Consider the following 25,358-nt stretch of genomic DNA (forward strand, 5'->3'; position numbering starts at 1 on the left):
GAATCGCTTATGAATATCGGCTTAACTGGAGGTATTGCTTGTGGAAAAAGTACGGTTAGCCGCATGCTTGTTAGCCGTGGCGCACTTTTAATCGACGCCGATCAGATCGCTCGTGATGTCGTAGAGCCTGGCAGCCCTGTTCTCGAACAGGTTGCTGCGCATTTTGGACAAGCTGTGATCGGATCCGATGGATCTCTGCAACGTAAGAAGCTTGGTGAAATTATCTTTGGATCACCTGAAGCGCGAAAGCAGCTAGATGGCTTGTTGCATCCCCCTATTCGGGCAAAGATGCGTGAACAAATGACTTTGTATGAACGGGACTACCCCACCAAGCTGGTGGTGGTCGATGTTCCTTTACTTATAGAATCGAATCTGATCTCGATGTTTGAGGAGATCATGGTTGTTTATATTCCGCGTCACTTGCAATTGGAGCGTCTGATGCAGCGAGATGGCTTGTCAGCCGAAAATGCTCAGCTTCGACTCGATGCACAGATGTCGATTGAGGAGAAACGAAAGCTAGCCGATATCGTGATTGATAATAGCGGAACTTGGGAAGAAACCAACATGAGGGTGGAGCTGTTCTGGGTAGGGAAGGGATTGGCATGACGTTCTTTCGGAAAAAGCGAATGTTTGCTCTTCTGCTTATCGTATTTGTCATGGTTCTCTTCATGAATAGCGGAATTATAGGTAGAAAGCTATATCCCATCTACTTTCAGCAGGAGATTAAGCAAAGCGCGGCGAAACACAAGATAGACCCGTTTCTAATTGCAGCCATTATTCGCGTCGAAACGAATTATAAATATCATTTAGAATCAAGCAAAGGGGCATTAGGGCTCATGCAGCTTATGCCTGATACCGCTGATTGGATTGTTGAATCCTCGAATCTAGGGCCTCATACACAAGAAGATTTGCTTCGAGTCGATATTAATATTTATTTAGGGTCATGGTATCTAAATTGGTTAATTAAGCATTATAATGGGAATTTAGTCTATGCCATTGCAGCGTATAATGCAGGTCAAGGTAATGTGAATAAATGGAAAAATGGAAACGTGTGGGACGGTTCTGAAGACAATATTCGAGATATTCCATTTGGTGAAACCCGTCATTATGTGCAGCGCGTTCTTTACTACTATGAGAAGTATACGAAGCTATACACGGGCACGGAACAATGGCAGGGTGCAGATGCATATGTTAGCCCCACAAAACAAAGAAGCATTGGACTAGCTCCGAATGGAGCGCAAAGTCCAATACTTCCTGTTTTGCAGAGTCAAAAGCGTGTGTTATTCAAGATTACTTGAATTGACCTGCTAGAGATTGTTCTGCGATTTGTACCAGGCGACGAGTGATGCTACCACCAATAGAGCCAGTGTCACGAGAAGTCATGTTGCCATAGTAGCCATCTTGTGGGATAGCGATACCTAGCTCCTGAGCTACCTCATACTTCAACTGATCCAAGGCTGCATTAGCTTGTGGAACGACTAAAGTATTGCTGCTTCTGTTTGAACTCATGTCTGTTCACCTCCTTGTCGGTTGGTAAATCTATTGTGTGCAGAACTCCAAACTTCAAGACATGTAACATATGGTAATGATATTTCCAAATGAGAAAGGAGATGAAAGCGAATGAAATGCCCGTTCTGTGACCATTCTGGTACGAAAGTGCTTGATTCCAGGTCTGCCAATGAGAATAAATCCATCCGTCGGCGCCGTGAATGCGAGAAATGCGCGCGAAGATTTACAACTTTCGAAATGGTAGAAGAAACACCTTTAATTGTGATTAAAAAAGATGGAAGTCGGGAAGAATTTAGTAGAGAGAAAATTTTACGGGGCTTAATTCGTGCTTGTGAAAAAAGACCGGTTTCCATGGAGCGGCTGGAGATGCTTGTCTCCGAAGTCGAAATGCAGCTTCGTACGACGGCACATGCTGAAGTCGATAGCCTTGGCATTGGTGAAATTGTGATGGAGCAATTGTACCCCGTCGATGAAGTGGCCTACATTCGCTTCGCCTCTGTATATAGGCAGTTCAAAGACATTAACATGTTTTTGAAGGAGTTAACGCAAATATTGGGAAAGCATGATGTCKGGCTGCTCCGAGACAAATAAGCAGCACATGCAATGCTTCTAAGTAAAAGCCGCATCGCCCTATGAATGATTTCATGAGGTGACGCGGCTTTATGTTTCCTTTTGAGCTAATTCGTATGAATAGTTGTTGTGACAACCAGATTGTTCGTTGTAGTAGTAGAGGAAGAAGAAGCTGTTTGATTGGGAAAATCAGAGGGTGACACGAATTGATTCGTTTTTTTTCGAAATGTGACAAAAAATCAACAAAAGACAGCGCGAGGTGCGCTGTCTTTTGTTGATTCATCAGAGAAAAGTCAATAACGACGCGCCTTCATGAGCTTTTGAAAAAAAATTATTCTAATGACATCAACCGACTGTATTTTTGATAGCGATAAGGCATAATTCGGTTATTGAGTGCGTTTGTCCAATTCACTTCGAAGAAATTGAATAAATCGAATGGCTTCATCAGATGTTAATAGGTTGCCGCTGAATGAAAAGGAGTACATGTCCAAAATATCATCATCGGGGAGATGCAAGTTTTCGATTAAATGCTTTATGTCTATGCTCATGTTGCCGTCAATTACCATTTTATTCATGAAGCTGATTCCTCCTTTGTCGAACTGCCATTATCGGATGGAGGCGGTAGCTGGCTGACATATTGGACACTAACAAGAAGGCCAATTTAGTCCCTTTAGCTTTGCGTCACCACTTTTCAGCGGTTTTGCCCTTATCATACCGATAACGTCTTATATGAAAACTATATCACAGGTTAGGTTTAGCATGCTATTAATTACATTAATTCGAAGGATGGTTGAAACATATGTCCGTCAATAGCGCAAAATTAAGTAAAATTATTCACGAATTGGATATTGTTAAGGTAGCGGAGGCGCTTGGTCTTGATCAGGCTCGTTTACTCGCTTATGTCTTTAATCGTCCAGAAGTTATTCATGTCTATGTGCTAGATGAGCCAGCATCTCCTTCGGATCCTTCTTAAATGTAAAAAGCACCGCAACATGGAAGTTGCAGTGCCTAATACATAGCATGGGGTTATACCATTATTTTACAAATATCGTTCGTGAATTCAACTGGATCCTGCAGCGGCAGACCTTCGATAAGAAGAGCTTGATTGTACAAGAGCGCTGTGTACAGGTTCAATTTCTCTTTATCTTTCTCAAAAGCATCCTTCAAGGAAGCGAACACGTCATGATTGACGTTGATTTCTAAAACTTTCTCTGCCTTAACATTCGGGTTGTTCGGCATAGCGTTCAAGATTTTTTCCATTTCGATGGTAACATCACCATCTGTAGACAAGCATACCGGATGCTTTCTCAGGCGCTTGGAAGCTTTAACGCTCGTTACTTTACCAGCCAATAAGCCATTCATGTAGTCGAATAAATCTTGATTTTCTTTTTTATCAGACTCAGAATCGTTGGCGTTATCCTCAACATCAATACCAAGATCCCCGCTTGACACCGATCTGAATTCCTTCTCTTTGTAGGTCATAATCATTTTGATTGCGAACTCATCAATATCATCTGTGAAATATAGAATCTCGTAGCCTTTATCGGTTACAAGCTCCGTTTGTGGAAGCTTATCGATTCTTTCCATCGACTCACCGGAAGCATAGTAAATGTACTTCTGATCTTCTGGCATTCTCGCAACATACTCGTCCAACGTGACAAGCTGTTTCTCCTTGGAGGAGGAGAACATCAAAAGATCCTGCAGAAGCTCTTTATGCGTGCCGTAGTCGCTGTAAACGCCGAATTTAAGCTGTCTGCCGAAGGACTTGTAGAATTGCTCGTATTTCTCTCTCTCGTCCTTCAGGAGGCTTTGAAGTGAGCCTTTGATTTTACTGGAAATATTCTTCGCAATTAATTTAAGCTGACGATCGTGCTGCAGCATCTCACGGGAGATGTTCAGCGACAAACTTTCGGAATCGACCATTCCTTTGACGAAGCTGAAATAGTCAGGAAGCAGGTCTGCACATTTATTCATAATGAGAACGCCGTTTGCGTAAAGCTCAAGGCCTTTCTCGTATTCTTTGGAATAGTAGTCATAAGGCATGTTTTCAGGGATAAATAGGATCGCTTGGTAGACTACCGCCCCATCTGCACTCACATGAATATGCTTAAGCGGCTTGTCGAAGCCGTAGTGTTTCTCGTGGTAGAACTTCTCATAATCCTCAGGAGTAAGCTCGCTTTTGTTTTTGCGCCAGATCGGCACCATACTATTCACGTGCTGCTCTTCTTGATAGTCCTCGAATTCGCTCTCGCTGCCTTCTTTGAGACGCTTGCCCGTGATGTCCATTTTAATAGGATAGCGGATGAAATCCGAATATTTCTTGATGATCGCTTTCAGGCGATACTCGTCCAAGTATTCGTCGTAGTTATCATCTTCGGTATTCGCTTTTATGGAAAGAACAATCTCCGTACCAATTGAATCTTTCTCAGCTGGTGCAATCGTGTACCCGTCTGCGCCATCGGATTCCCACTTGTAAGCTGTGTCGCTGCCAAGCGCTTTACTTGTTACGGCAATGTGGTCAGCGACCATGAACGCGGAGTAGAAGCCTACCCCGAACTGACCGATGATGTTGTGGCCGTCTTTGGCTTCGTTCTCTTTCTTGAAAGCAAGAGAGCCGCTCTTCGCGATAATCCCCAAGTTGTTCTCAAGATCTTCTTTCGTCATCCCGATACCCGTATCGCGAATCGTTAAGATGCGATTGTCTTTATCGGCTGTAATTTTGATGAAGTAGCTATCTTTGTCAAAAACGAGCGAGTCGTCGGTAAGTGCCTTGTAGTAAATTTTGTCAATCGCATCGCTGGAGTTGGAGATAAGCTCTCTTAGAAAGATTTCACGTTGTGTGTAAATCGAATTGATCATCATTTCCAAAAGACGCTTGGATTCGGCTTGAAACTGTTTCTTTTCCACGGATAGATCTCCTTTCGATATGTAGCAGGGTTTATATAATTAGCACTCGCACGCTGTGAGTGCTATACACTAACTTTATAACATCCCTGAAATTTAATGTCAATTGGCTTGGAGAGAAAATATGTGAAGTTGCGGGTAGTTATTCGTTGTGATGGCGAATAAGTGGCGCGATGCATGGAGGGGCTAACTACTTTCACAACTCTAACAACTCTAGCAACTCTAGCAACTCTAGCTACTCTAGCTACTCTAGCTACTCCATGTCCCACTTAACTTATTCTCAGGTTACCCCCGCCATCGTCCAGTATGACTAATTAGGAGTATAGCGAGTAGGGGGGAGCAATTGAGTTAGGATAGTGGTGAGAAGTAGGGAGTGTAATGAGGAGAGGTGTGTGTAATGAGAGTAATGTGAAGTAATGAGTGTAAGAGGAGAGTAGTGAGGATAAGAGAAGAATGTGTGAAAAGTGAAGTGAAATGTAGTGTTGAGAGTGAGTGTAGTGAGTAACAAATGAGAAGTAAGGAGAGAAAAGTGTAGTAAAGTAGAGTAATGTGGAGTATTGAGAGTAGTAAGAGTAATGAGAGTAATGAACAGTAATGAGTAGAAAGGGAATGGAGGMAACAAATGTAGTGCCCGATGGACTAATGTTGTTAATTTTCTGTTGACCCAGAAGTCCTCAAGTCATCTAGCACTGTCAAAAATGCAAAAGAGCACTTTTGGAATAGGTTTCCCATCCGAAATTGGAAATTGATGCAAAAAGGCATCAATTTGGAGCGATTTGAGGAGTTTCTCTTGAAATTCGTTAAAAAGGTTGCCTATTTGCACGCATTTGCCAAATACGACCATAAATTAGTAGAAAAGGTTGTATATTTGCATTTTTGAGAGTAGGGAGGATTTGCTTTAATGATCACCCCCCGCACCCATCCATCCCGCCATAGCATCACATCATTCGTATATGATCCCTTTTTACTAACTCATAACGAAGCACATGTTTGCCTTCAGCTYCGGCGTGCGGGATAAACCAGCCTTTGTCGCAGAGTGATTGGAGCACTCGAACGGTTGAGCGGTAGTTGATGTCCAGATGTGTTCGAACATCAATGGGCCGAATAGGTTGAGCCAGCGTATAAGCTAGCCTAACAATCTCCCGTTCCATCACATTGTCTAGACTGACAGGTGATGTGATAGCCTGAAATCGACTAATCAACATGCGCAGCAGTGTGATACATAGGTCAGGGCGATTCGCGACATCATCGTATGAAAATGAAATGACCTGATACCCCATCGCAGCCAAAAAGGTTTCCCTGTTCAGCTCATTGCAGTACTTCTGCCTGTCCATATCTCGCACGTGCGGGCCGTATCCTTTGATCTCGATGATTAATTTCACAAATTTCGTCAGCCAAGCGAAGTCGCAGAAATACGAACGTCCACGCCAATCTAATACTTCGAATTCTGGGTGCAACTCATCGAAATGTCCTCGGAGCTCCCACCAGACTCCCTGACAAAATAGTTTTTCTGCTTCCCGATGCCCACGCTCCAAGCGGCCTCTGCGTTCTCCGGTTCTGCGGTCCAGATGGTTTTGAATCCATACAGCATGCATGTCMTCGTAATTCATACGTCACTCTCCTCCTTTAAAATGAGAAAAACGCCCCTATCCACTCATGAAAAATGGACAGGGACGTTCTTCGTCTCTTGCAACTAAGTATAAAGGAAATCCCCTGATATCACGAGAGAACATTTTCGACATTTCTCCCCCCACCCAGATGATAACGAAGTTGGGGCAGCTGGAACGTTATTCGAACTTGCACAACGCGGTTGTCAAATCGTTTACATTACTATTTCAGATGGAAGTGGCTCAACTGGAGAGGTAGAACCAGAAGCGATCGCAGCGATTCGCCGCCTGCCGCGGCGATGCTCATGGGCGTCGTCGGGCTGTATCCTCGCTTGGATGCGGAGAAGGTGCATCTGAAATTCCACCACGATGGTGTATGGACGATTGAGTCGGGAGATGGGGCGAGTGAGCATCCATTTGTGGTCGGTAGCGAGGGAAGTAAGTAGCTGCCAAAGCATAGGATTGAGTCATTCACCGCGACAGCAGGTGTGCAAAGATTGGCCAATAGAGAAGTGGCCGAAATGAACAGAACCTCCCGAATGGGGAGGCTCTTTTGCATGCTAGAATCAACTAGGGCCGTCTCCGACTGCTCGCAACAGCGTTCTCAACCGAGTAACCGTAAAATCTACAGTTAAATCTGACGATTTTCTGTCTTTTCCCGATTACCTGTAAAAAATGAAGGTAATTCGGCTGCTATGGCACTTTTGGCATAGAATGGTTAAGATTACCTGCAGAAAATACAGCTATTGCTCATGAACAGCTGATTTCGACGAAATTAACGACAGAAAATCCATCTAAATCAAAAGTCAGTCTATCTAGTGGGCGTTTATGCCTCCCCCTATTTCCCCGACGCCTCACGAATATCGCTGCTCTCCAGAATGGCTTTCGGATATCCGTCTCGCGCGACGGCGATCATGGCACGGCCAATTTGCTCGGAGTCAATGACGGCATTCGGGAACCATTTCTGTAGCAGAGGGAAAATGGGACGCAAGATGACAATGAAGGTCTGGTATAGCTTAGTTTTGGATTTGACGCCATTCTTCGGCAGAATTGCGCCAGGACGGAACATGAAGGCTGACTTAAAAGGCAGCTTGAGGAGCGCATTTTCCGTTTTACCTTTGACACGTGCCCACATGCTGCTGCCTTGCTCTGTGCTATCGGTGCTGGCACCAGTCACGTAGACGAAGGTCATGTTAGGTTGGATTTGGACGAGCCCGTTAGCAATACTCATGGTCAGATCGTAGGTGATTGCCTGATACTTTTCCTCGCTCATACCTACAGATGAAACGCCGAGGCAGAAGAAGCAAGCATCAATATTTGAAAGCTCATTCGTTAATGCAGATAGATTAGTAATATCCTTGAGAACATGCTCACGGAATTTCGATTGCTTCTGATGCGTAGAGCTTCGACCGATCGAAACGACGTTGTTAACCTGAGGATCCAGCAAACATTCACGCAATACACTTTGTCCGACCATCCCCGTTGCGCCAAAAATGAGAACGTTCATAGAAAGAGAGCCACCTTTCGCAAATAAATTAAGAGAGAAGAACAGCTAGAGACATAGTATAGCGTTTATCACCATGATGCTGATTTGGATGGGGTGCTTTTTGACAGTGGTAATAAAGTTAAGCAGTGTTGGACTAATAAATAGGACTCGATATAAGCTTTTCCTGATATGTGAAAAATACCCGCAAACGTCAAGGAGGTGGCTCGCATGTTCATAGGCGATGAAGCTTGCGGTAGGAAGAGGGTGTTATATGCATGCGTTTTTTGAATACACGGCTCAAATAAAATTCGTTCTCAAAGCCGCATTGCCCAGCGATCTGCCCCAAGGTCATATCACTATCCAGTAAGAGCTGCTGTACCTTCTGCAGACGTAACGTGGTTAAGTAATCGATCGGCAGCATGCCGGTCGATTTTTTGAATCTGCGGGTAAACTGCACCTGTGTCAATCCAAGTTCCATGGCGATGTCTTTCATGATGCAGGTGGATGACGCTAGTTCATGCAGACGTTGAGTTGCTCCAGAAATGAGGGCATCCTTATTGTTCGTAATCCCTGCTGTCCAAGGAGATAATGCCTCTGGGCTTGCTGAATAAGCCTCTTCCACAACCAGCATCCATAGGTCTGTGAGCACATGTTGACGCAGGGAGGAGGCAATGTTTCCTTCGTGTTGGAACCATTTTTTCAAGTAGGCATAGTTAGATGACAGTCGATTGAGATCTTGGATGGAAATTTTCCCTGAGGGGATATGCGTTTCCATTGCTAACGAATGACCTAACGGATCGCACCATTGCAGCAGCATGACGTGAAAAGATAAGGGCTGAATGACTTCTCTTCGAAAAATAACCCCCGGTGGACATAGCACCAGATCTCCGAATGCAGCGATCCCTTCGTGCTCTTGAATCTGGTAGGAGAAGCTCCCATTCTCTACAGCAAACAGCACCCAAAATTCATTCAAATCCTCCTGAAGCTGAAAGGCCGATTTCTCCCTCCAATACATATGACTGAGCAACTTTGGCAGTGTCTGAGCGGCATCTTGAAGTTGCATCGCGCTTACCTATCCTCTCTCATTCCGAATCATTATGGGTATGAATTACCTCCTTTCATCTTAGTGGATTAGCTTGGCAGAAGAAAGGCATGTTACTGAAATTTTGTATAAGTTTATGCTAAAAGCGTGCATGGTTTATAGCGCCGATAATCCTATAAAATAAGGGTAATCACAGATTTCATGGAGGTTATCCAATGAGAGAAGAATCGGTAAAAAAAGATATTACGGTCATCGGTGGCGGACTTTCAGGCGTGTGTGCAGCCATAGCTGCTGCAAGATTAGGTCAGACTGTGGCACTGATTCAAAATCGACCCATACTCGGGGGCAATTCGTCAAGTGAAGTCCGTGTGTKGGTTTGCGGAGCAACAGCGYATGGCATTAATCGGTACGCACGTGAAACGGGCATTATGGGCGAGTTGTTTGTAGAGAATCAGTTCCAGAATCCTGACGGGAATCCGTATCTATGGGATCTCATCGTGCTGGAAGCCGTACGCGCTGAAGCGAATATACAGCTTTTCCTTAACACCGATGTACATGAGGTGGAAGCAGATGGGGATGAGAACAATCGAATCATTCACTCTGTTACAGGGTGGATGATGGGTTCGGAGCGGCGCATTCGATTCGAGAGCGACGTGTTTCTAGATTGTACGGGGGATGGCCTAATTGGATTCTTGGCGGGGGCCCAATTTCGTATCGGCCGGGAGGCGCGAGAAGAGTTTCAGGAGGCGTGGGCGCCTGAGATCGCAGATGACATTACACTCGGGAGTACGATTTTATTTTATACCAAAGACGTGGGGCACCCTGTTAAATACCATCCGCCGAGTTTCGCCAAAGACATCACAACGACCTCGATCCCGATCAAACGTGTCATTCGCAGCGGCGATTCGGGCTGTCATTATTGGTGGATTGAGTGGGGCGGCGAGCTAGATACCGTACATGAGAATGAGCGTATTCGCGATGAATTATGGTCAGTTATTTATGGGATTTGGGATTATATCAAAAATTCAGGTCAATTTGATTCAGCGAATATGACGTTAGAATGGGTAGGGGCTTTACCAGGCAAAAGAGAATATCGTCGTTTCATCGGGGATTACATGCTGAACCAGAATGACATTCTAGCTCAAACGAGGTTTGAGGACACCGTCGCCTTCGGCGGTTGGTCCATTGATCTGCACCCGCCGCAGGGGATGTATGCAACGGAGAGCGGTTCGAAGCATTTGCATGCGGATGGCGTCTACCATATTCCGTTTCGCAGCTTATACTCAGTCAATGTATCCAACATGCTAATGGCTGGGCGTAATATAAGCGCATCCCATGTGGCTTTCGGTACGACACGCGTCATGGCGACTTGCGCTGTGATTGGGGAGGCCGCAGGAACGGGGGCGGCGCTATGCGTTCAGAAACAAGTGACACCGCGTGAACTGTATCAGAAACATCATAAGGAGCTTCAGCAAGTGCTGTTAAAGCAGGATGCCGCGTTGATTGGTATACGCAACGAGGATGAGCAGGATCTTGGGCGGCTGGCAAGGTTGGAGGCGTCCACTACGTTAACACGGTTGAGTGTGTCGCGTGCCGTGGAGCCTAGGCGACTGATCGACGATGTGGCGGTGCTATTCCCTGTTGAACCGCAGCTAAATGGCTTTGAGCTGCTGGTTGATGTAAGCCAAGCAACGACGATTCAAGTAGAGCTGTGGGATACAGGGAGAGCGGAGAACTATGTGCCATCGATGATGATCATGCAGACGGAGACTGCTGCGCAAGCTGGGGAACAGCAATGGATCAGCTTTCCTCTGAGTTGGCAGCCTGACGAGACGCAGAACGCTTTCGTTATTATCAAAGCGAATGAACACGTCGTGGTCTATCATTCCAATCAACAGCATACGGGAGCGATTGCTTTTGTACGAGGAACGAAGCCGATTGTGGATCCGAAGCTAGAGAATCATCAACCGGATCAGCCGGTTGTTCAGTGGAGCATGAAAAATGGCGTGGATCGCAAGCCAATCTGCTTCCGACTCACGTCGGAGACGAATGCATTCTCAGCGAAAAAGGTGACGAATGGCTATCTGCGGCCGTATGGCGCCCCGCATCTATGGATGTCGGAGCCGATGACGGCAGCCAAGGAAGAGTGGCTGGAGTTTCATTGGGACGAAGAACAAATTCTGAGGTATCTACAAGTAACCTTTAATGACAATGTGCACGAGGATTTAATTAATCTTCACGCATTCAGGACGAGTGAGGAAGTTAGACCCGAGTTAGTGAAGGACTACCGTTTAGAAGCATGGGCGGATGGGGAATGGAAAGTCCTGCAACGTGTAACAAACAATCGGAAACGTACAAGAAGGTTACAATTGGAGGCCGCCATTGCCACGGACCGTTTGCGACTTGTCGTGGAAGCGACGAATGGTTGTCCTTGCGCGGAAGTGGTTGAAGTACGGGTGTATGGGTAGGAATTAGGTCCTCTGGGGAGCGGTATTTCAGCTTATCGTGTCATTATCTTATTCCATTTGGTTCGATAGTAATGAACATTGAGGCAGTCTCATATATCAATTAGGATGAGATACAAGGTATGTTCAGCTTATTGGAAAGGAGACGACCAGATGGATACTCCGAATAGGAATCAGCGTATATATGGCAATGTACCTCAGCCGATCCGACCAGACGGAGCTGGCGGGATCGATAGCGGTCCTCGAGATGTTATGAGGGATATGGAAAACCCCAATATGTTAGTTCCGCCAGTAACAGACTCTGGCTTGCTGCCGAATTTGAAATTTTCATTTTCCGATACGTCGATGAAATTAAATTTTGGAGGCTGGTCACGAGAAGTTACGGTTAGGGAATTACCAATTGCAACCACGATGGCGGGTGTCAACATGAGTTTGACGCCTGGTGGTGTTCGCGAATTGCATTGGCACCAACAAGCCGAATGGTCCTATATGATTTTAGGATCAGCTCGGATCACGTCGATTGACCAAGAGGGGCGGAATTTTATTGCCGATGTGGGTCCAGGGGATCTTTGGTATTTCCCTCCAGGACTCCCTCACTCCATTCAGGGATTAGAGCATTGTGAATTCCTCTTGGTATTTGATGATGGTAATTTCTCGGATCTTAACACAATCTCCATCTCCGATTGGTTTTCACGAACGCCGAAAGATGTGCTTTCCGCCAATTTTGGCGTTCCCATGAGTGCTTTTAACAACATTCCCCAAGAGCAAGTTTATATCTATCAAGACAAGGTTCCTGGTCCAATCGAAAGCCAGAAAGTAGATTCCCCTTATGGGACGATTCCGCTTAGTTTTAAGCATCGACTGCTCGCGCAACCCCCGATCAAAACACCAGGCGGCAGCGTCAGGATCGTAGATTCTACTAATTTTCCGATATCCAAAAATATTGCAGCAGCGCTAGTTGAGATTGAACCTGGCGGAATGAGAGAGTTGCATTGGCATCCGAATAACGATGAATGGCAGTACTATCTGACAGGACAGGGACGCATGACCGTTTTCGCTGGGAATGGCAATGCTCGTACATTCGATTATCGCGCTGGTGATGTTGGTTATGTGCCATTTGCATTGGGACATTATATACAGAACACGGGTACACAATCGTTATGGTTTTTGGAGATGTTCAAGAGTGATCGGTTTGAGGATGTGTCGTTAAATCAATGGATGGCGCTTACGCCACGCGATCTGGTTAGTACGAATTTGRACGTCGGTCCAGAGGTGTTGAATGCGCTGCGCAAAGAAAAGTGGCCTGTCGTCAAATATCCGGGATTCTCATATTACCCGAAATAAAAAATAAGGCTATTTCAAGTAGAATATCTACAAGAGATAGCCTTTTCTCATTTTAACGAATGCTTAATTCATTCCTTTTTTGTGAGACTAGCCTTTCAATCCCGAGCTTGCAATTCCCTCTACGAACCATTTTTGACAAACAACCACGACGATGAGCAGAGGAACAAGCCCAGAAACGGAAGCTGCCATGGTGAGGACATAATTCGTACCGAACTCTTCAACATAACTCGTTAAGCCTAATGGAATCGTGTACAAGTCTTTCTCTCGAAGCATAATCAGCGGGGTTTCGTATTCGTTCCAATGCCAAGTAAAAGAGAGAATCAAGAGTGTGACTAGCGCAGGCTTGATCAAAGGCAAACAAATTTGCCAGAAGGTTCGCCAGTAGCCCGATCCATCAACACGACCTGCTTCCAGCAGTTCGTTCGGAAGGCTGATGAAGAACTGACGCATCAAGAAGGTGCCGAATACGGTAAATAAACCTGGTAAAATAATGGAAGCGTGTGTATTGATCAGCTGCAGCTGATCGAACAAGATGAAGCGAGGGACAAGCAACACCTGGCCCGGAATCATCATCGTCGATAAATAAAGCAGAAACAGAAAGTTACGGCCTTTGAAGCGTATTTTGGCAAAAGCGTAGCCAGCCATGGCACTCGTAAGTAGGTTGCCAGCAACAGTGATTCCCGTAATTTTGATTGAGTTCCAATAGAATAAATAGAATGGATCTGTGCCGGCCCAGACTTTCTTATAATTCTCAAAATGCCATGTATTCGGAATCCAATCGATCGGATATTTGAATACTTCGCCATTAATTTTGAAAGAGGTAGATATCATCCAGAGAAAAGGCAGAATCATAACGATGGAGATCGCTCCCAAGATGATGGTAAGGAGGATCTTCAACCAGAAGCTGCCCTTTCTGATAGTGGCAATAGTTGTTTTTCGTGTAGTTTCAAGAGGGACGATCGTTTCCATAGGGGTTGCTCCTTTACAATTAGAAGTGCTGCTGCCAACGTTTCTGGCTCTGCCATTGAATGATCGTGACGACGAAGATGATGGCGAATAGTACCCAAGACACGGTAGCGGCATAGCCCATTTTGTAGAATCGGAATGCGAGTAAGTAAATGTGATAGGAAAGTACCATCGTCGAATCTATAGGACCACCCTGTGTCATAATGTTGACGGGTCCGAAGATCTGGAAGGAGCCGATAATGAGAGTAATGGCAACGAGAAAGGTGGTTGGCGTGAGCATAGGAATAGTAATTTGGAAAAACTGACGAATTTTCGAAGCACCATCAATATCGGATGCCTCGTACAAATCCTTGGAAATCCCTTGCAATCCGGCCAAGTAAATGACCATCGCGTATCCGATCGTTACCCACACCTGCATAATGATTATCGCGAAAAGAGCAGAATTCGGGCTCGACAACCAACCTGGTGGATGATCAATGCCAACGGACTTGAGCAACTGGTTGATCGGACCATCGGACGCACGATACATAATGCTCCAAATGACAGATACAGCGACGAGTGAGCTGACATAGGGCAGGAAGATCAGTGTTCGCAGTGTCTGCTTGAAAAACACATACTTGTTCAGTACGACAGCAAACAGCAGTCCTATAATGATAGAGCCAGGAACGCTGACTAGTGTAAAGACCATATTATTTTTGAGCGCTTTCACGAATTTCGGATCACTGCCCAGCGCTTTGAAATTATCTAAGCCCACCCATTCGATCCCCGAAAACCCTTTGAGATATTCCCAATCTACGAATACGAGGTACAAACTGAATAGGATCGGCAGCAATATAAAGATAAGGTACCCTGAGAAGTTGGGCAAAATGAACAGGTAGCCTGCAAGGTTTTCCCTGAATTTGGCGTTCTGCCAGAAATGTCGTTTCATTCGTAAGCCACCCTTTCGAATTCATGTGTTAACGTAACTTTACCAAGCGAATGAAAGAATTCCCATAGCGTGAACGTGATCTTTTCTGTAGTTTCATTGAAAAAACCTCCAGCAAGAATCTGCTAGAGGTTTCCAAATGACTGAGAATGAATTTGCCTTATTTTTTAGCGCCTTTGATCGTCGTATCCGCACGCGTTTTCATTGTGTCCAAAGCCTTGTCAAGCGGTTGAGCACCAAGCAGATATTTCTCCATCTCATCTTTAAAGATGGCTCTTAGTTCAGTTGGAACAGGTACGTTGTAGGACGTTGGGAATGTGTAATTGCCAGCTAGCAGTGCTTTCAAGGAGGCTTCGTCTATCAGATCCTTCGCATCACCGATGAGGATAGAAGCGATTTTACCAGCATCTGCTTTTTTATTCGTTGGAATACGGCCGCCTGGCACCATGGCCATGTTGCCTTCTTGTAAGTACCAAGAGATAAATTTAAAGGCAGCTTCTTTGTTTTTACTGTTTTTATTAATGGACATATAATCACCCATACCGCCGCCTGGATTAATGTTGCTGCCTGCTGTGAATTGCGGATAAGGAGCGAATGCGACTTTGAAATCATGCGGGAAGCTCTTAATGTCCTTGATATAGCGGATGATGTAAATAGCGGTAGCAGACATTGCTGTTTTACCTGTCAGAAGCTCATTTTGCACCGTAATCTTACCGGCAACAGCTTCGGAATATTTCATCATAACACCTTTGTCTTCCAAGCTCTTCTGCATTTCCAAGCCTTTCTTCATAGCTGGGCTATTGAAATTGGAAGTGCCATCTGCAGCGATTACCCAGTCTTGCGGTTTGGCTGTTTGTAGAACCGTATCACCAAACCAATTCAAAGCTGGATCTAGCATTGTACCCTTCATAGCACCTTTGTTAAGCTTGGTGGCCATTGCACTGAAATCGTCCCATGTCCATGCCGTAGGCAGTTTCTCGCCTGCTGCATCCAAGGCTTTCATATTGAAAAGGACAGCGCCTACGTTCTTGTTAGCAGGCAGATAATAATATTTGCCGTCTGCGAATTTCTTAATGTTCGCTGCCCCGATAATGCCCTCCACATCGAAGCCTGCTTTGGCAATCAGATCATCCAATGGCTCTGCCATGCCAGCAGCTTGGCGTTTCGTCATATAGGCATCACCGTAGTTCATATAAATATCTGGCGCATCCGTATTGGAGAGCAGGGCTGTTTCGAGCTTCAGGTTGCCCGGGTCGTCATTGACATACCGTGTATATTCTACTTTAATGTTCGGATTCGCTTTATTCCAAGCGTCGACGGCATCTTGTGGTCCGCTTTCTGGCGGAACGCCTCCCCAGAATTTAAGGGTAACTGGTTTCTGTGCTTCAGGTGTAGGAGCAGCTGTGGCAGCCACTGTTGCAGCAGCGGAAGGTGAAGCTTCGGGTGTTTTGGAGCAACCGGTTACGAGAACGCTTACTGCAAGGGCGATTGATGCCCCCATGCCAAATACTTTTTTCATTTGTTCATCCCCTTTTCTTTTGGTAGTTAAATCGTAATGCATATTTTCCCAAAAAGACACGGAGTATTCTTTACGAAGTAAGCATTATTCTATGATGTTCGATGACCGAAGACGAGCTTTCGGAATTCGGTCGGATACATGCCTTCCATTTGCTTGAAGCTGCGGCTGAAATGATTCGGATCGGCATACCCGATGAGCTCAGAAATTTCGAAAATTTTGTAATCCGGATTCTTGAGCAGTTCGCGGGCATTTTTCATCCGAACATTAGTCATATAATCGGTGATCGTTTTGCCGGTTTCTTTTTTGAACAAAATACTCAAATAATTCTCTGTATAACCAACGGTACTGGCTAAATCAGCTACTTTGAGGGGTAAATTGTACTTCTCCATAATTTGACGGATCACCATTTGAATCTCCGGTCGGAGTTTCTCTTTCCCATGCTCACGCTTGTACGCCAGAAAGACGGGCAGCCATCCGATGAACCAGTCGGATATCGCCTGCAAAGTTTCAGCATTGCGAATGACGTGGTACGGATATTGCTGCTCATGAAGGGTAACGGAGTAAATATCGCCGCCTTCGGCCTTCAGGCAGCGTGCGAAAATATGAAGCAGACCAAGCCACTGCTCTCGCAATAGGGCAGGAGGAATATTCTTATTGCGGCAAAGCTCCTCTGTCCAGGCGGTAATCTTCTCACGTAAGCCGATTTCGTCACCTTCTTCGATACGTTTCATCCATTCTTCTTCCTGCCATGGCTCAGATAGCGTGGGAGGTGAACCATGTAAATGATCATAGTAAACGATGCATGAGCCCCCGTAGTAGAACCGGTAGCTTAAGGCATGGTCTGCTTTTTCATAGGCTTGATGCAGAGCAAATGTATCCTCGTTGGAGGGGGACACACCGATGGCTAGCGATATTTTCAAAAAAACTTGTACAGCATTCTGCATTTCGACCAACATGTTCGCGTTGATTTGACCAGTAAGGACGCAGAACTTTCCAACTGCCATCTCAACTAGCTCGCCATTGCCATACTTCTTAAGAATCTCATTGAGGACATTTTTTACCGTGTATGTCAAAAGACGATCGCTTTGGAAACGGTTATTTTGCGTTAATTCATCGTAAGAATCGATCTGGATCACCGCCGCTGATAAGGGGGTATTGAATAGTTCCAGTTGGAATTCTCGCCATACTTGTTCGATTTCCCCGCGGGAAACATGGCCTTGGAGGAGCTCGCGCAACCGTTTTTCTTTGACCTCGTTGCTATATTGATTCACCTTCTGCTCAAGCTGCGTTCTTGCATTCTGGCCTTGTTTCTCCAGTTGTAATTGATCCTGGATTGCGCGGAGCTTCTCCATTAGCTCGGAGGGATTGATTTCTAATTTCGTGACATATTCGATGGCACCTAGGCGTAATGCCTGTTGGACATAGTTGAAGTCGTTATGATTGGATAAAATGAGACATTTGATCGCCGGCCAGCGTTCACGAATCTGTCTCAATAGTTCAAGCCCGTCCATCTCCGGCATCCGAATATCCGTAAGTACGACGTCGCAAGCCTGCGATTCTAATATTTTCAAAGCTTCCAACCCATTAGCAGCTTCTCCTATGACCTGGAACTCTTCGTTATCTCTCGGAATGATCGTTTTTAAGCCAATGCGCACARGGATCTCATCATCAACGATCAGAATTCTCAGCATCTGTATTCCTCCTTTTCAAAGGCAGTACCAATAATAGTCGGACGCCTTCGCCCTCTACGCTTGAGATGTGCATGCCGTACTGCATGCCAAAGTGGAGCTTAATTCGTTCATTTACATTGCGTATACCGATGCCGCTGAACTTTGCGTGTGGCTGATTCAGAGAAGATTCGACTTGCCCAATCATCTCCATACTCATGCCTACACCGTTATCCTGCATCACAATATGCAGATTCCCATTAACTTCTTCAGCTTGAAGCTCAATAAGAAGCGGGAACCGATTGCCATGAATAATACTGTTCTCTACGGCAGGCTGCAGCGTGAATTTTAGCACTTCGCAGTCAAGCAGCGCTTCCGGAATGTGATAAGTAAATGTGATCTGATCATGATATCGAATTTCCTGGAGAGATAAGTACACTTGTAAATAGTCCAGTTCTTCTTGCAACGTGACGAATTCTTGTTCATTCCGCATGGTGAAATTCAGCAGTTTACCCAGTTTGGTAATCATTTCACTGATATGATCAGCACCAGAAAGCAGTGCCATCCATTTGATTGAATTGAGTGTATTGAGTAGAAAATGCGGATTAATTTGCGCTTGAAGTGCTTGGAACTGTGCTTTCTGCTTGCGCCGCTGCTCATCATATAAGTCGGATATGAGATCTTGCAGATGCAGCACCATGCGATTGAAGTTATTGCCAAGCAGGGCAATCTCGTCTTCCCCTTTTATCGTAACCAGTGTATTAAATTCCCCTTTACCAACCTTGGTCATGGATTTGGCCAATTGTTTGAAAGGACTCGTTACACGAAGCATGAGTATGATGAAGGCGATGGCAAATAGAAGGAACCAGGCGACAACCCAGGTGATGGATTTGTCTTTTTCCCGACTAAGCTGGGTGACGAAATCCTTCTGATTCATGAATTGGACTAGCCGCCAACCTAGCTGTGGTACGAAAGCGTCATTCATAAAATAAATATGGTCATTGATTTTCACTTCTTGAATGCCATTTACATTGGTACGAACGTTCTGAAGGGCATGATTCGCCAACAAATCTGCAGCTGCACGATCACCGATTAAGAGATTCTGGTCTTCATCGACGAGGACAGAGGTTATGCCTGCAGCTTGTTGCTTCTGGATCTCGGCTTTCGGGTAGAAGAAAACTGGGATCGGTACGCTGATAAAAAACACACCATAGTTACTCGTATATTCGCCATTAATTTGTCTCGTCATGACGATCAGATCTTGTTTATTATTGGATGAAGGAAGTGAGTAGGGAACCGTCCAATAAGGAAAACCATTGCGTTTCAGCGTAGGTTCGTACCAGCTTTCCTTATAGAAGGATTGAACATTCGTTGGCGTAACGGCAGACCAGGTCGTATGTGTAAACCCTCTGTTGTCGTATAATCCAAGCTGTGTCGTACTGTCGAGAAGGAGATCTTTGACGTTAGACATTTTTTTTTGCAGGCTTGTGAGCTTAATGAAGGAAAGGTAGTTATTGGACCAATCCGCAGGCTCTTTCAGAAATTTCTCCGTCTCTGGATCATTAATAATCAGACTAGACGCGGTGATCATGCGAACGGCCATCTCATTCATGGCTGTGGCTTTTTGGGATACGGCGGCTTGATTGGATTGGTTGAGCTGAATTTGCACAATATCTTCAGAAGACTTATAGAATCGGTATAGGATGATCACAACTGGAAGTATGATCAGGAAAAATAAGGAGATCAGAATCTTGCCACGCAAAGTCTTGATTGGACTGCGAAGTTTCATCATGGATGTCACCATTAGCCTCATCTTCTAGGATTAGGAATCTCTTCTATCATACAACGACGACCCTTATCCTGCTAGAGAGAGAGTAGAAGTAAGGTTAGTATTTCCAAGAATATGCCGTATAAAACAAAGAATATGCTTGGTCAATGTTGGGCGATTGAAGGGGCAATAGGCGGATAAGGGAATACGTATAAAAAGAGGCGTAAGATTCTCTCACTACCTCTTGTATGCAAATTGATTCACAGCTTTCGGATCCATCCAGAATAATTCCCATTGATGGCCGTCAAGATCTTGGAAAGTGCGTGTGTACATAAAGCCGTGATCCGATTTGAAGCTCACCGAAAATAGTCCGTGTTATGAGAAAAAGTGGGCCCCCTAGAAGCCATGGTACTGGTGGGGGACCCTCTTTTGGTGACAAGTGCGATAATAAAGGATGACATTTCTCCATTTCACCTTGTGCGTGATGCGACTAAAGTAGCTGTAAATATGCAAAATTGCGAAAGTGCAACCTTTTGTAAGGGAAAGAGCCCACGAGCAGAAATGGTTGCAAATGTGCAACTATTTCTGCCCGTGGGCTCATTTATGTGGCGTTTCGGTGCAAAAGGTTGCCTTTTCGCACGCATTTGGCGATGAGTAGTCGTTTTCGCTGAAAATAAGTGTTCTTTCGCATCTTTGGGGCATTCCGACATGCCATGCGCCGCTGTAACGATGTTTTTCATCGTTACAGTGCGGAGAGCAAGCGAACGGGGCCGAATTCGCCCCCGTTGCTGCTCTTTTTCGTACTTATCCCTCGTAAGCTTGCTTAAGCGCGGCGATATCAATCTTTTGCATGCCGAGCATCGCGTTCATCACACGAGCCGCTTTCACGCGATCTTCGGCATTGAGTAGTTCCCCTAGGGTGCTCGGGATGATCTGCCAGGACAGGCCGAATTTATCCTGTACCCAACCGCAACGTTGAGGCTGGCCGCCTTCAGACAATTTCTCCCACAAGGTGTCGATCTCATCCTGTGACTCGCAGTTGACATATAGCGAAAAAGCAGGAGTTAATTTATAATGAGGCCCGCCATTTAACGCCATATACCGCACTCCACCAAGCACAAATGTTCCTGATATAACTCTTCCCTCAGGCCCAGAGCGATTGATACTTTCAATTTTGGAATCGCTGAAAATGGACGTGTAGAAGTTCATTGCCTCTTCGGCATTGCCGTCGAACCATAAGAATGGAGAGATTTTTTGCATGTCAGCAGCTCCTTTTATTAGGTATTGTATCACAAATATTGTTTAATTCATGCGCATCTTAACTGATATATCATCCCAGCTAATTCCCAAACCAAGGTGATGCCAACACGACAGCCGCGATAAAAACGAGTTGCAGTACGATCCGAACTGTAAATCGAGGCACTGGTTTGCCGCCAATGGTCAACTACTTGCGAGCAGCGAGTACATTAGCGGGAAACATAGCAAGCAGCAAGAACAATAGACCAATCGAGGCAGCCAGTGACACAACGGGAATCAGTATCCCGATAGAACCTGCGATTTCTAAGTAGCCCGTAATGGTGACGATCGAGGCGGGTCTTGGGAAAGCAGGAGGGACCATCCGAATCAGATCTAGACGTCTTTTACCCCAATGTGCGGAGGCTGTAAGCAGAAACATGACAGCGACTGCTCCTTGCAGTGCGGTGTGCCAATCATCGAAATAAGACCATCCGAGAGAACCTATTCCGCAAAAAGTAGAAAAGATGACATCAAGGCAATGAAAGGTGCCATGCGAATACCTCCTAGAGAACTTATTTGGATTGGTTTTTCAAAATGGTGGACATAAATGTAGACACCTCAGTGGAGATCTGCGTGGTTGTCGAGGCAAAAGATGAACGGACACGTAATCCAAGGGAGAGCAGGACGAACATTTCAGCTGTTTGGTCCGGGTTAACGTTATCCATAATGACACCGTGGAGTTGACCAATTGTGATCCAATTTTTGGCAAATGAAACGGATCGCTCATAAAAATGCTGCAACACATCCGCAACGGTAGGATCATCTTCCTTGCCAAGTAAGTATTTGAGTATTTTATTCGTGATATCATGAGAATCTTCTAGCGCGATGAGATTATGAGTGATGCTTTGCATTGGTCCCTCAAAGGATTTGGMAGCGTGTTCCGTCTCCTTCATGAATTTCGTATTCGTTTCTTCAAGTCGCTCGTGCAGCACCATCGCATAAATTTCGTCCTTACTCTTCACATAATGAAAGATTGCTCCTTTGGAAAGCGATGATTGATCCATGATGTCTTTCATCGTGATAGCGTGGCAGCCTTTTTCCTTCAACAGCGCTTTCGTCGCTTCGAGGAGCTTTCGTGTGGTGATTTCTCTACGTTCCTCATTCTTCATAGGCACAATCCTCCGTCTTTTGGAAATAAATCCATAACCTCATTATATAAACAGACCGTCGGTTTGTAAATGGATAAAAAGAAATACGCCACAAGAGTCAACCCCAGCAGCGTCGTTCCCCATCATTTGTTTGTAAATTACGATTGTATGAACATCATGCGTCGTTCCCCACCATTTGACTGAGCAATATCCTCAGCCATTCACGCGCATTTGTCCACTTTGGATCGTAGCTCGATATTGTCCAGGCGTTAAGCCAGTCCATTTTTTAAAAGCATTTTGAAAGGCACTAGGTTCGGAAAAATGGAGCACATAAGCGATGTCCCCAACGGAAAACTCCCATTTGCGAAGGTAGCCCATGGCTAATTCTTTACGTACTTGAATAGAGAGATCGTTATATGTCGTATTCTCTTCTTTCAATTTATGTTGAAGTGTACGTGAGCTCATTTGGAGGAAATCTGCCGTTTGCTGCAAGGATGGGAAATAGGACGGCATACACGTGCGTATCCACTGGATAACTTGCTCAGTGAGTCGACTAGCTTGCGTCAGCTCCTGTCTAGTTTCTTGTGCGATATTCTCAAATATGCTCAGTAACTTAGCATCGGAATAGAGGACAGGGTAATGCAACACATCCTTGCTGAAACGCAAGTAATTGCTATTCGCAGCGAAGCGGGGGATTCGTCCAAATACGGGTTGATAAGGAGTTAATTCTACCGTTGCTTCGTGCCGAAATGCGACCTCCAGAAGTGGGATTACACGGTTACTGAGTCTCCCTATCAATCGGAATAAGGAGCTGGCCATATCTTCTATACAATGACGGGACATCTGCCCCTGTCCGGGATGCTGTAGAAACATGGATATCCGTACATCTTCGCCATCCACGTCCCAATCCAAATTGAATCCGCTGCATAGCAGCACATTATATCGTTGGTAAGCTGCTAACGCATCGCCAACGGTTTGGGAATGCATCATGACATAGCCAAGGATGCCCATATCGGCGAATTCCATGATCTGTCCTTGATGTAAGCCGAAATGATTATCCTGCGTATAATGGGCCGCGGCTATCGTTAATCGCTCCAATTCCTCGCCTGAGATGCGTGCCTCTACATCCTGGAGAAGACTGCCGTCAAAGGAAGCATACTTACAAAATTGCTCCGAATCAAAGCCTTTTTGTACCACCGTTTTCAGAATGGGGTACACCATAGAAATGGCAACACCTTGGCTTTTCAAGTTGAAAATCCCTCCTTTGCGTGAATCAGCAATTGGTTTGCGTGTTTCATCATTCCAATCAAATCGCATTCATTCTATGCTGATTATAGTCGCAAATAAGGAGGAAATCATCTTGAAATCGAATATTCTAGTCATTAATGGACATCCGGACCCGCAAAGCTATTGTGCAGCGTTAACGAATGCGTATATCGAAGGGGTCTCACACAATAAGGTTGACATTCAGAGGATTGATCTTCATTCCTTAACGTTTGATCCGAATCTGCAGTTTGGTTATCGTAAGCGTACAGAGCTCGAAGAGGATTTACTGCAAGCGCAGGATCTCATCCACTGGGCTGATCATCTAGTCTTCGTTTATCCAACCTGGTGGGGGGCGATGCCAGCGTTGCTGAAAGGATTTGTTGATCGTATTTTCTTATCTGGCTTCGCTTTCAAATATCGGGAGAAGTCTGTACTCTGGGATAAGCTGCTCGTAGGTAAATCAGCGCATCTCATTGTGACAACGGATACCCCAGCTTGGTACAGTCGATGGATCTATAAGCATGCGGGTTATCGAATTATGAAAAATAATATATTACAATTCTGCGGGATTACGCCTGTACGTCTTACCGAGATAGGACCAGTTAAGTCATCTTCGCTAGAGAAACGAGTCAAGTGGTTGGAGAAAGTAAAGCAGCTTGGAACGAAGTTAGCCTAATTAAACGCACGTAAACAATCGAGTTCTAAGCGGAGTAAGCAAAGAGGGAGGTCCCTAAGGACCTCCCTCTTAGTCTTACCAACCTAACGATGTTCCACCAAATCAATTGCTCCAAGAATCACATGAGCAACGCCGAAGCCAAGCACACCAACACCAAGAAGCTTATACTTGCTTTTTAGCATAGTAGCACCAGATGCAGAAACGACAGTTCCAAGAACAGTAGGAATCAATCCCTCGCGCATGAACATCACTCCTCCAAGTTTGTTTGGGTTAGGCAAGACATCTTAGTTTGTATCAAAGTCATTAATATATGCAGGATGGACGAATTAATGGAACATAATCGCATCATAACTGAGTAGAAACAGACATTGGCAGGTTATTCCATAACAGCTACCATGTGAGGAGGAATAAGTGATCACAACCTTCACACAAAAAGGAGATACACATCCATGTCTCATTTTCCAACAAAAGGTTCACAAGGTGTACGGTTCATGTTTACGACGGATAACCAGATAGAAAGTGTTGCGGTTGCAGGGACTTTTAACAATTGGAATGGCGATAGGAACTTTATGTATAAAACGGAGGGGGAGAATGTCTGGGAGCTTGAACTTCCGATTCCGAAGGGGAGGCATCTCTATAAATTCGTTGTGAACGGGGATGATTGGATACTTGATCCCCAGAATCCGAGTGTATCGGAAGATGGGCAAAATAATTCAGCGATCACAGTGACGGAACATGGCGATGTTCTGCTTAGAACAAGTGACATATCAGAGGAACAGCCGGGTTATATGTATGAAAATTATACGGCGCTCCCAAGCCCAGATTGGATTAAGAAAGACGATAGCCTGGTAGATGAGGATGATATCCATGATTGGAAAAATGTGATCTATCAAACAGGGACGGGCAACTACCGGTTAGCGGAGGACTCTTCTGAGCTGTGGCTGGAAGGTTACGAGAGTGTTATTTTTAGAAAATAGCTATTTCGAGGGGTTTTTCTTTATGCTCAGAGGACTACCGAGGCTCCAAGGGCACTGCGGTATTCTAGGAACGCATATGTTCAGCCATCTTGAATCTGAAACACATATCGTTATGAATTTTGGTTCAAGTACGTCAATTGTGCGGAGCTAGAGAGCTTTAATAGAAGTAGTAATGACGTTGAAAAGGATACGAGTATTGGCGTAGACGATATGCGCGAAGAACATGGAATGGCGATGCAGAGAGTAAGGGACCATTCATCGACTAGGTGAATATCATGGATCA

25 protein-coding genes and 1 riboswitch are annotated in these 25,358 nt (G+C 45.2%); of the genes, 9 read left to right on the forward strand and 16 right to left on the reverse strand.

The window, feature by feature from the left end:
* Positions 1 to 9 precede the first annotated feature (9 nt).
* Together coaE and AC1DLM_RS08310 are read left to right on the forward strand one after the other, a co-directional pair.
* Positions 10 to 606, forward strand: coding sequence for a dephospho-CoA kinase (coaE, locus tag AC1DLM_RS08305; RefSeq protein ID WP_477569693.1), 597 nt, complete (start codon positions 10 to 12; stop codon positions 604 to 606).
* Positions 603 to 1,298 carry a lytic transglycosylase domain-containing protein gene (locus AC1DLM_RS08310; protein WP_477569694.1) on the forward strand — a complete coding sequence of 232 codons (696 nt, stop codon included), beginning with the start codon at positions 603 to 605 and terminating at the stop codon, positions 1,296 to 1,298. The genes coaE and AC1DLM_RS08310 overlap by 4 nt, the downstream gene beginning before the upstream one ends.
* On the opposite strand, the gene AC1DLM_RS08315 is transcribed toward AC1DLM_RS08310, so the two are convergent.
* Positions 1,291 to 1,509 carry an alpha/beta-type small acid-soluble spore protein gene (locus tag AC1DLM_RS08315; protein WP_057310565.1) on the reverse strand — a complete coding sequence of 73 codons (219 nt, stop codon included), beginning with the start codon at positions 1,507 to 1,509 and terminating at the stop codon, positions 1,291 to 1,293. The two genes, AC1DLM_RS08310 and AC1DLM_RS08315, sit on opposite strands and share 8 nt — an antisense overlap.
* Positions 1,510 to 1,620: 111 nt before the next feature.
* On the opposite strand from AC1DLM_RS08315, the gene nrdR reads away from it, so the two are divergent.
* A complete protein-coding gene (gene nrdR, locus AC1DLM_RS08320) occupies positions 1,621 to 2,100 on the forward strand; it encodes a transcriptional regulator NrdR (protein WP_477569695.1) in 480 nt (159 codons plus the stop codon).
* Between the two features lie 365 nt (positions 2,101 to 2,465).
* Here nrdR and AC1DLM_RS08325 read toward each other — a convergent pair whose 3' ends face one another.
* Complete coding sequence (locus AC1DLM_RS08325; RefSeq protein ID WP_441987991.1) at positions 2,466 to 2,654, reverse strand: hypothetical protein; 189 nt, start codon at positions 2,652 to 2,654, stop codon at positions 2,466 to 2,468.
* Positions 2,655 to 2,696: 42 nt separating this feature from the next.
* A riboswitch (cyclic di-GMP riboswitch) is annotated at positions 2,697 to 2,794 on the reverse strand.
* 84 nt (positions 2,795 to 2,878) lie between these two features.
* Between AC1DLM_RS08325 and AC1DLM_RS08330 the strand changes: the two genes are divergently transcribed.
* Entirely contained in the window at positions 2,879 to 3,052 is a 174-nt protein-coding gene (locus tag AC1DLM_RS08330) for a hypothetical protein (protein ID WP_441987992.1), read from the forward strand.
* Positions 3,053 to 3,105: 53 nt separating this feature from the next.
* On the opposite strand, the gene htpG is transcribed toward AC1DLM_RS08330, so the two are convergent.
* Positions 3,106 to 4,986, reverse strand: a complete 1,881-nt coding sequence (gene htpG / locus AC1DLM_RS08335; RefSeq protein ID WP_236285892.1) for a molecular chaperone HtpG — start codon at positions 4,984 to 4,986, stop codon at positions 3,106 to 3,108.
* 935 nt (positions 4,987 to 5,921) lie between these two features.
* Complete coding sequence (locus tag AC1DLM_RS08340) at positions 5,922 to 6,593, reverse strand: DUF559 domain-containing protein (protein ID WP_477569696.1); 672 nt, start codon at positions 6,591 to 6,593, stop codon at positions 5,922 to 5,924.
* Positions 6,594 to 6,701: 108 nt separating this feature from the next.
* Between AC1DLM_RS08340 and AC1DLM_RS08345 the strand changes: the two genes are divergently transcribed.
* Positions 6,702 to 6,947: a PIG-L family deacetylase gene (locus AC1DLM_RS08345; protein WP_441988148.1), complete on the forward strand. Its 246-nt coding sequence runs from the start codon at positions 6,702 to 6,704 to the stop codon at positions 6,945 to 6,947.
* A gap of 481 nt (positions 6,948 to 7,428) precedes the next feature.
* On the opposite strand, the gene AC1DLM_RS08350 is transcribed toward AC1DLM_RS08345, so the two are convergent.
* Positions 7,429 to 8,097, reverse strand: coding sequence for an NAD-dependent epimerase/dehydratase family protein (locus AC1DLM_RS08350; protein ID WP_441987994.1), 669 nt, complete (start codon positions 8,095 to 8,097; stop codon positions 7,429 to 7,431).
* Positions 8,098 to 8,308: 211 nt separating this feature from the next.
* Positions 8,309 to 9,139, reverse strand: coding sequence for a helix-turn-helix domain-containing protein (locus AC1DLM_RS08355; protein ID WP_477569697.1), 831 nt, complete (start codon positions 9,137 to 9,139; stop codon positions 8,309 to 8,311).
* A 194-nt stretch (positions 9,140 to 9,333) separates the two neighbouring features.
* Here AC1DLM_RS08355 and AC1DLM_RS08360 point away from each other — a divergent pair, with 194 nt between their 5' ends.
* Both AC1DLM_RS08360 and AC1DLM_RS08365 read left to right on the forward strand, forming a co-directional pair.
* On the forward strand, positions 9,334 to 11,586 hold the full coding sequence (locus AC1DLM_RS08360) for an FAD-dependent oxidoreductase (RefSeq protein ID WP_477569698.1): 2,253 nt from the start codon (positions 9,334 to 9,336) through the stop codon (positions 11,584 to 11,586).
* 150 nt (positions 11,587 to 11,736) lie between these two features.
* Positions 11,737 to 12,927 carry an oxalate decarboxylase family bicupin gene (locus AC1DLM_RS08365; RefSeq protein WP_477569699.1) on the forward strand — a complete coding sequence of 397 codons (1,191 nt, stop codon included), beginning with the start codon at positions 11,737 to 11,739 and terminating at the stop codon, positions 12,925 to 12,927.
* A gap of 87 nt (positions 12,928 to 13,014) precedes the next feature.
* Here the strand turns inward: AC1DLM_RS08365 and AC1DLM_RS08370 are convergent, their stop codons facing one another.
* The 9 genes from AC1DLM_RS08370 to AC1DLM_RS08410 form a co-directional block, all read right to left on the reverse strand.
* Positions 13,015 to 13,896 (reverse strand): carbohydrate ABC transporter permease, encoded by an 882-nt coding sequence (locus AC1DLM_RS08370; RefSeq protein ID WP_477569700.1) that lies wholly within the window; start codon positions 13,894 to 13,896, stop codon positions 13,015 to 13,017.
* 19 nt (positions 13,897 to 13,915) lie between these two features.
* Positions 13,916 to 14,821: a carbohydrate ABC transporter permease gene (locus AC1DLM_RS08375; RefSeq protein WP_477569701.1), complete on the reverse strand. Its 906-nt coding sequence runs from the start codon at positions 14,819 to 14,821 to the stop codon at positions 13,916 to 13,918.
* 157 nt (positions 14,822 to 14,978) lie between these two features.
* On the reverse strand, positions 14,979 to 16,337 hold the full coding sequence (locus AC1DLM_RS08380; RefSeq protein WP_441988000.1) for an ABC transporter substrate-binding protein: 1,359 nt from the start codon (positions 16,335 to 16,337) through the stop codon (positions 14,979 to 14,981).
* An 89-nt stretch (positions 16,338 to 16,426) separates the two neighbouring features.
* Entirely contained in the window at positions 16,427 to 18,028 is a 1,602-nt protein-coding gene (locus AC1DLM_RS08385) for a response regulator (protein ID WP_477569702.1), read from the reverse strand.
* On the reverse strand, positions 18,006 to 19,808 hold the full coding sequence (locus tag AC1DLM_RS08390; RefSeq protein WP_441988002.1) for a sensor histidine kinase: 1,803 nt from the start codon (positions 19,806 to 19,808) through the stop codon (positions 18,006 to 18,008). The genes AC1DLM_RS08385 and AC1DLM_RS08390 overlap by 23 nt, the downstream gene beginning before the upstream one ends.
* Positions 19,809 to 20,576: 768 nt before the next feature.
* A complete protein-coding gene (locus tag AC1DLM_RS08395) occupies positions 20,577 to 21,032 on the reverse strand; it encodes a VOC family protein (protein ID WP_477569703.1) in 456 nt (151 codons plus the stop codon).
* 184 nt (positions 21,033 to 21,216) lie between these two features.
* Complete coding sequence (locus AC1DLM_RS08400) at positions 21,217 to 21,447, reverse strand: DoxX family protein (protein WP_477569704.1); 231 nt, start codon at positions 21,445 to 21,447, stop codon at positions 21,217 to 21,219.
* 133 nt (positions 21,448 to 21,580) lie between these two features.
* Positions 21,581 to 22,177: a TetR/AcrR family transcriptional regulator gene (locus AC1DLM_RS08405; RefSeq protein ID WP_477569705.1), complete on the reverse strand. Its 597-nt coding sequence runs from the start codon at positions 22,175 to 22,177 to the stop codon at positions 21,581 to 21,583.
* A 192-nt stretch (positions 22,178 to 22,369) separates the two neighbouring features.
* Entirely contained in the window at positions 22,370 to 23,404 is a 1,035-nt protein-coding gene (locus AC1DLM_RS08410; protein ID WP_477569706.1) for an AraC family transcriptional regulator, read from the reverse strand.
* 112 nt (positions 23,405 to 23,516) lie between these two features.
* Here AC1DLM_RS08410 and AC1DLM_RS08415 point away from each other — a divergent pair, with 112 nt between their 5' ends.
* Positions 23,517 to 24,098 carry an NAD(P)H-dependent oxidoreductase gene (locus AC1DLM_RS08415; protein WP_477569707.1) on the forward strand — a complete coding sequence of 194 codons (582 nt, stop codon included), beginning with the start codon at positions 23,517 to 23,519 and terminating at the stop codon, positions 24,096 to 24,098.
* Between the two features lie 83 nt (positions 24,099 to 24,181).
* Here the strand turns inward: AC1DLM_RS08415 and AC1DLM_RS08420 are convergent, their stop codons facing one another.
* On the reverse strand, positions 24,182 to 24,340 hold the full coding sequence (locus AC1DLM_RS08420; protein WP_441988007.1) for an asparagine synthase: 159 nt from the start codon (positions 24,338 to 24,340) through the stop codon (positions 24,182 to 24,184).
* Between the two features lie 207 nt (positions 24,341 to 24,547).
* Between AC1DLM_RS08420 and AC1DLM_RS08425 the strand changes: the two genes are divergently transcribed.
* Complete coding sequence (locus tag AC1DLM_RS08425; protein ID WP_477569708.1) at positions 24,548 to 25,075, forward strand: early set domain-containing protein; 528 nt, start codon at positions 24,548 to 24,550, stop codon at positions 25,073 to 25,075.
* Positions 25,076 to 25,358: the final 283 nt, after the last annotated feature.

This window comes from Paenibacillus sp. 01T442, assembly GCF_056398345.1.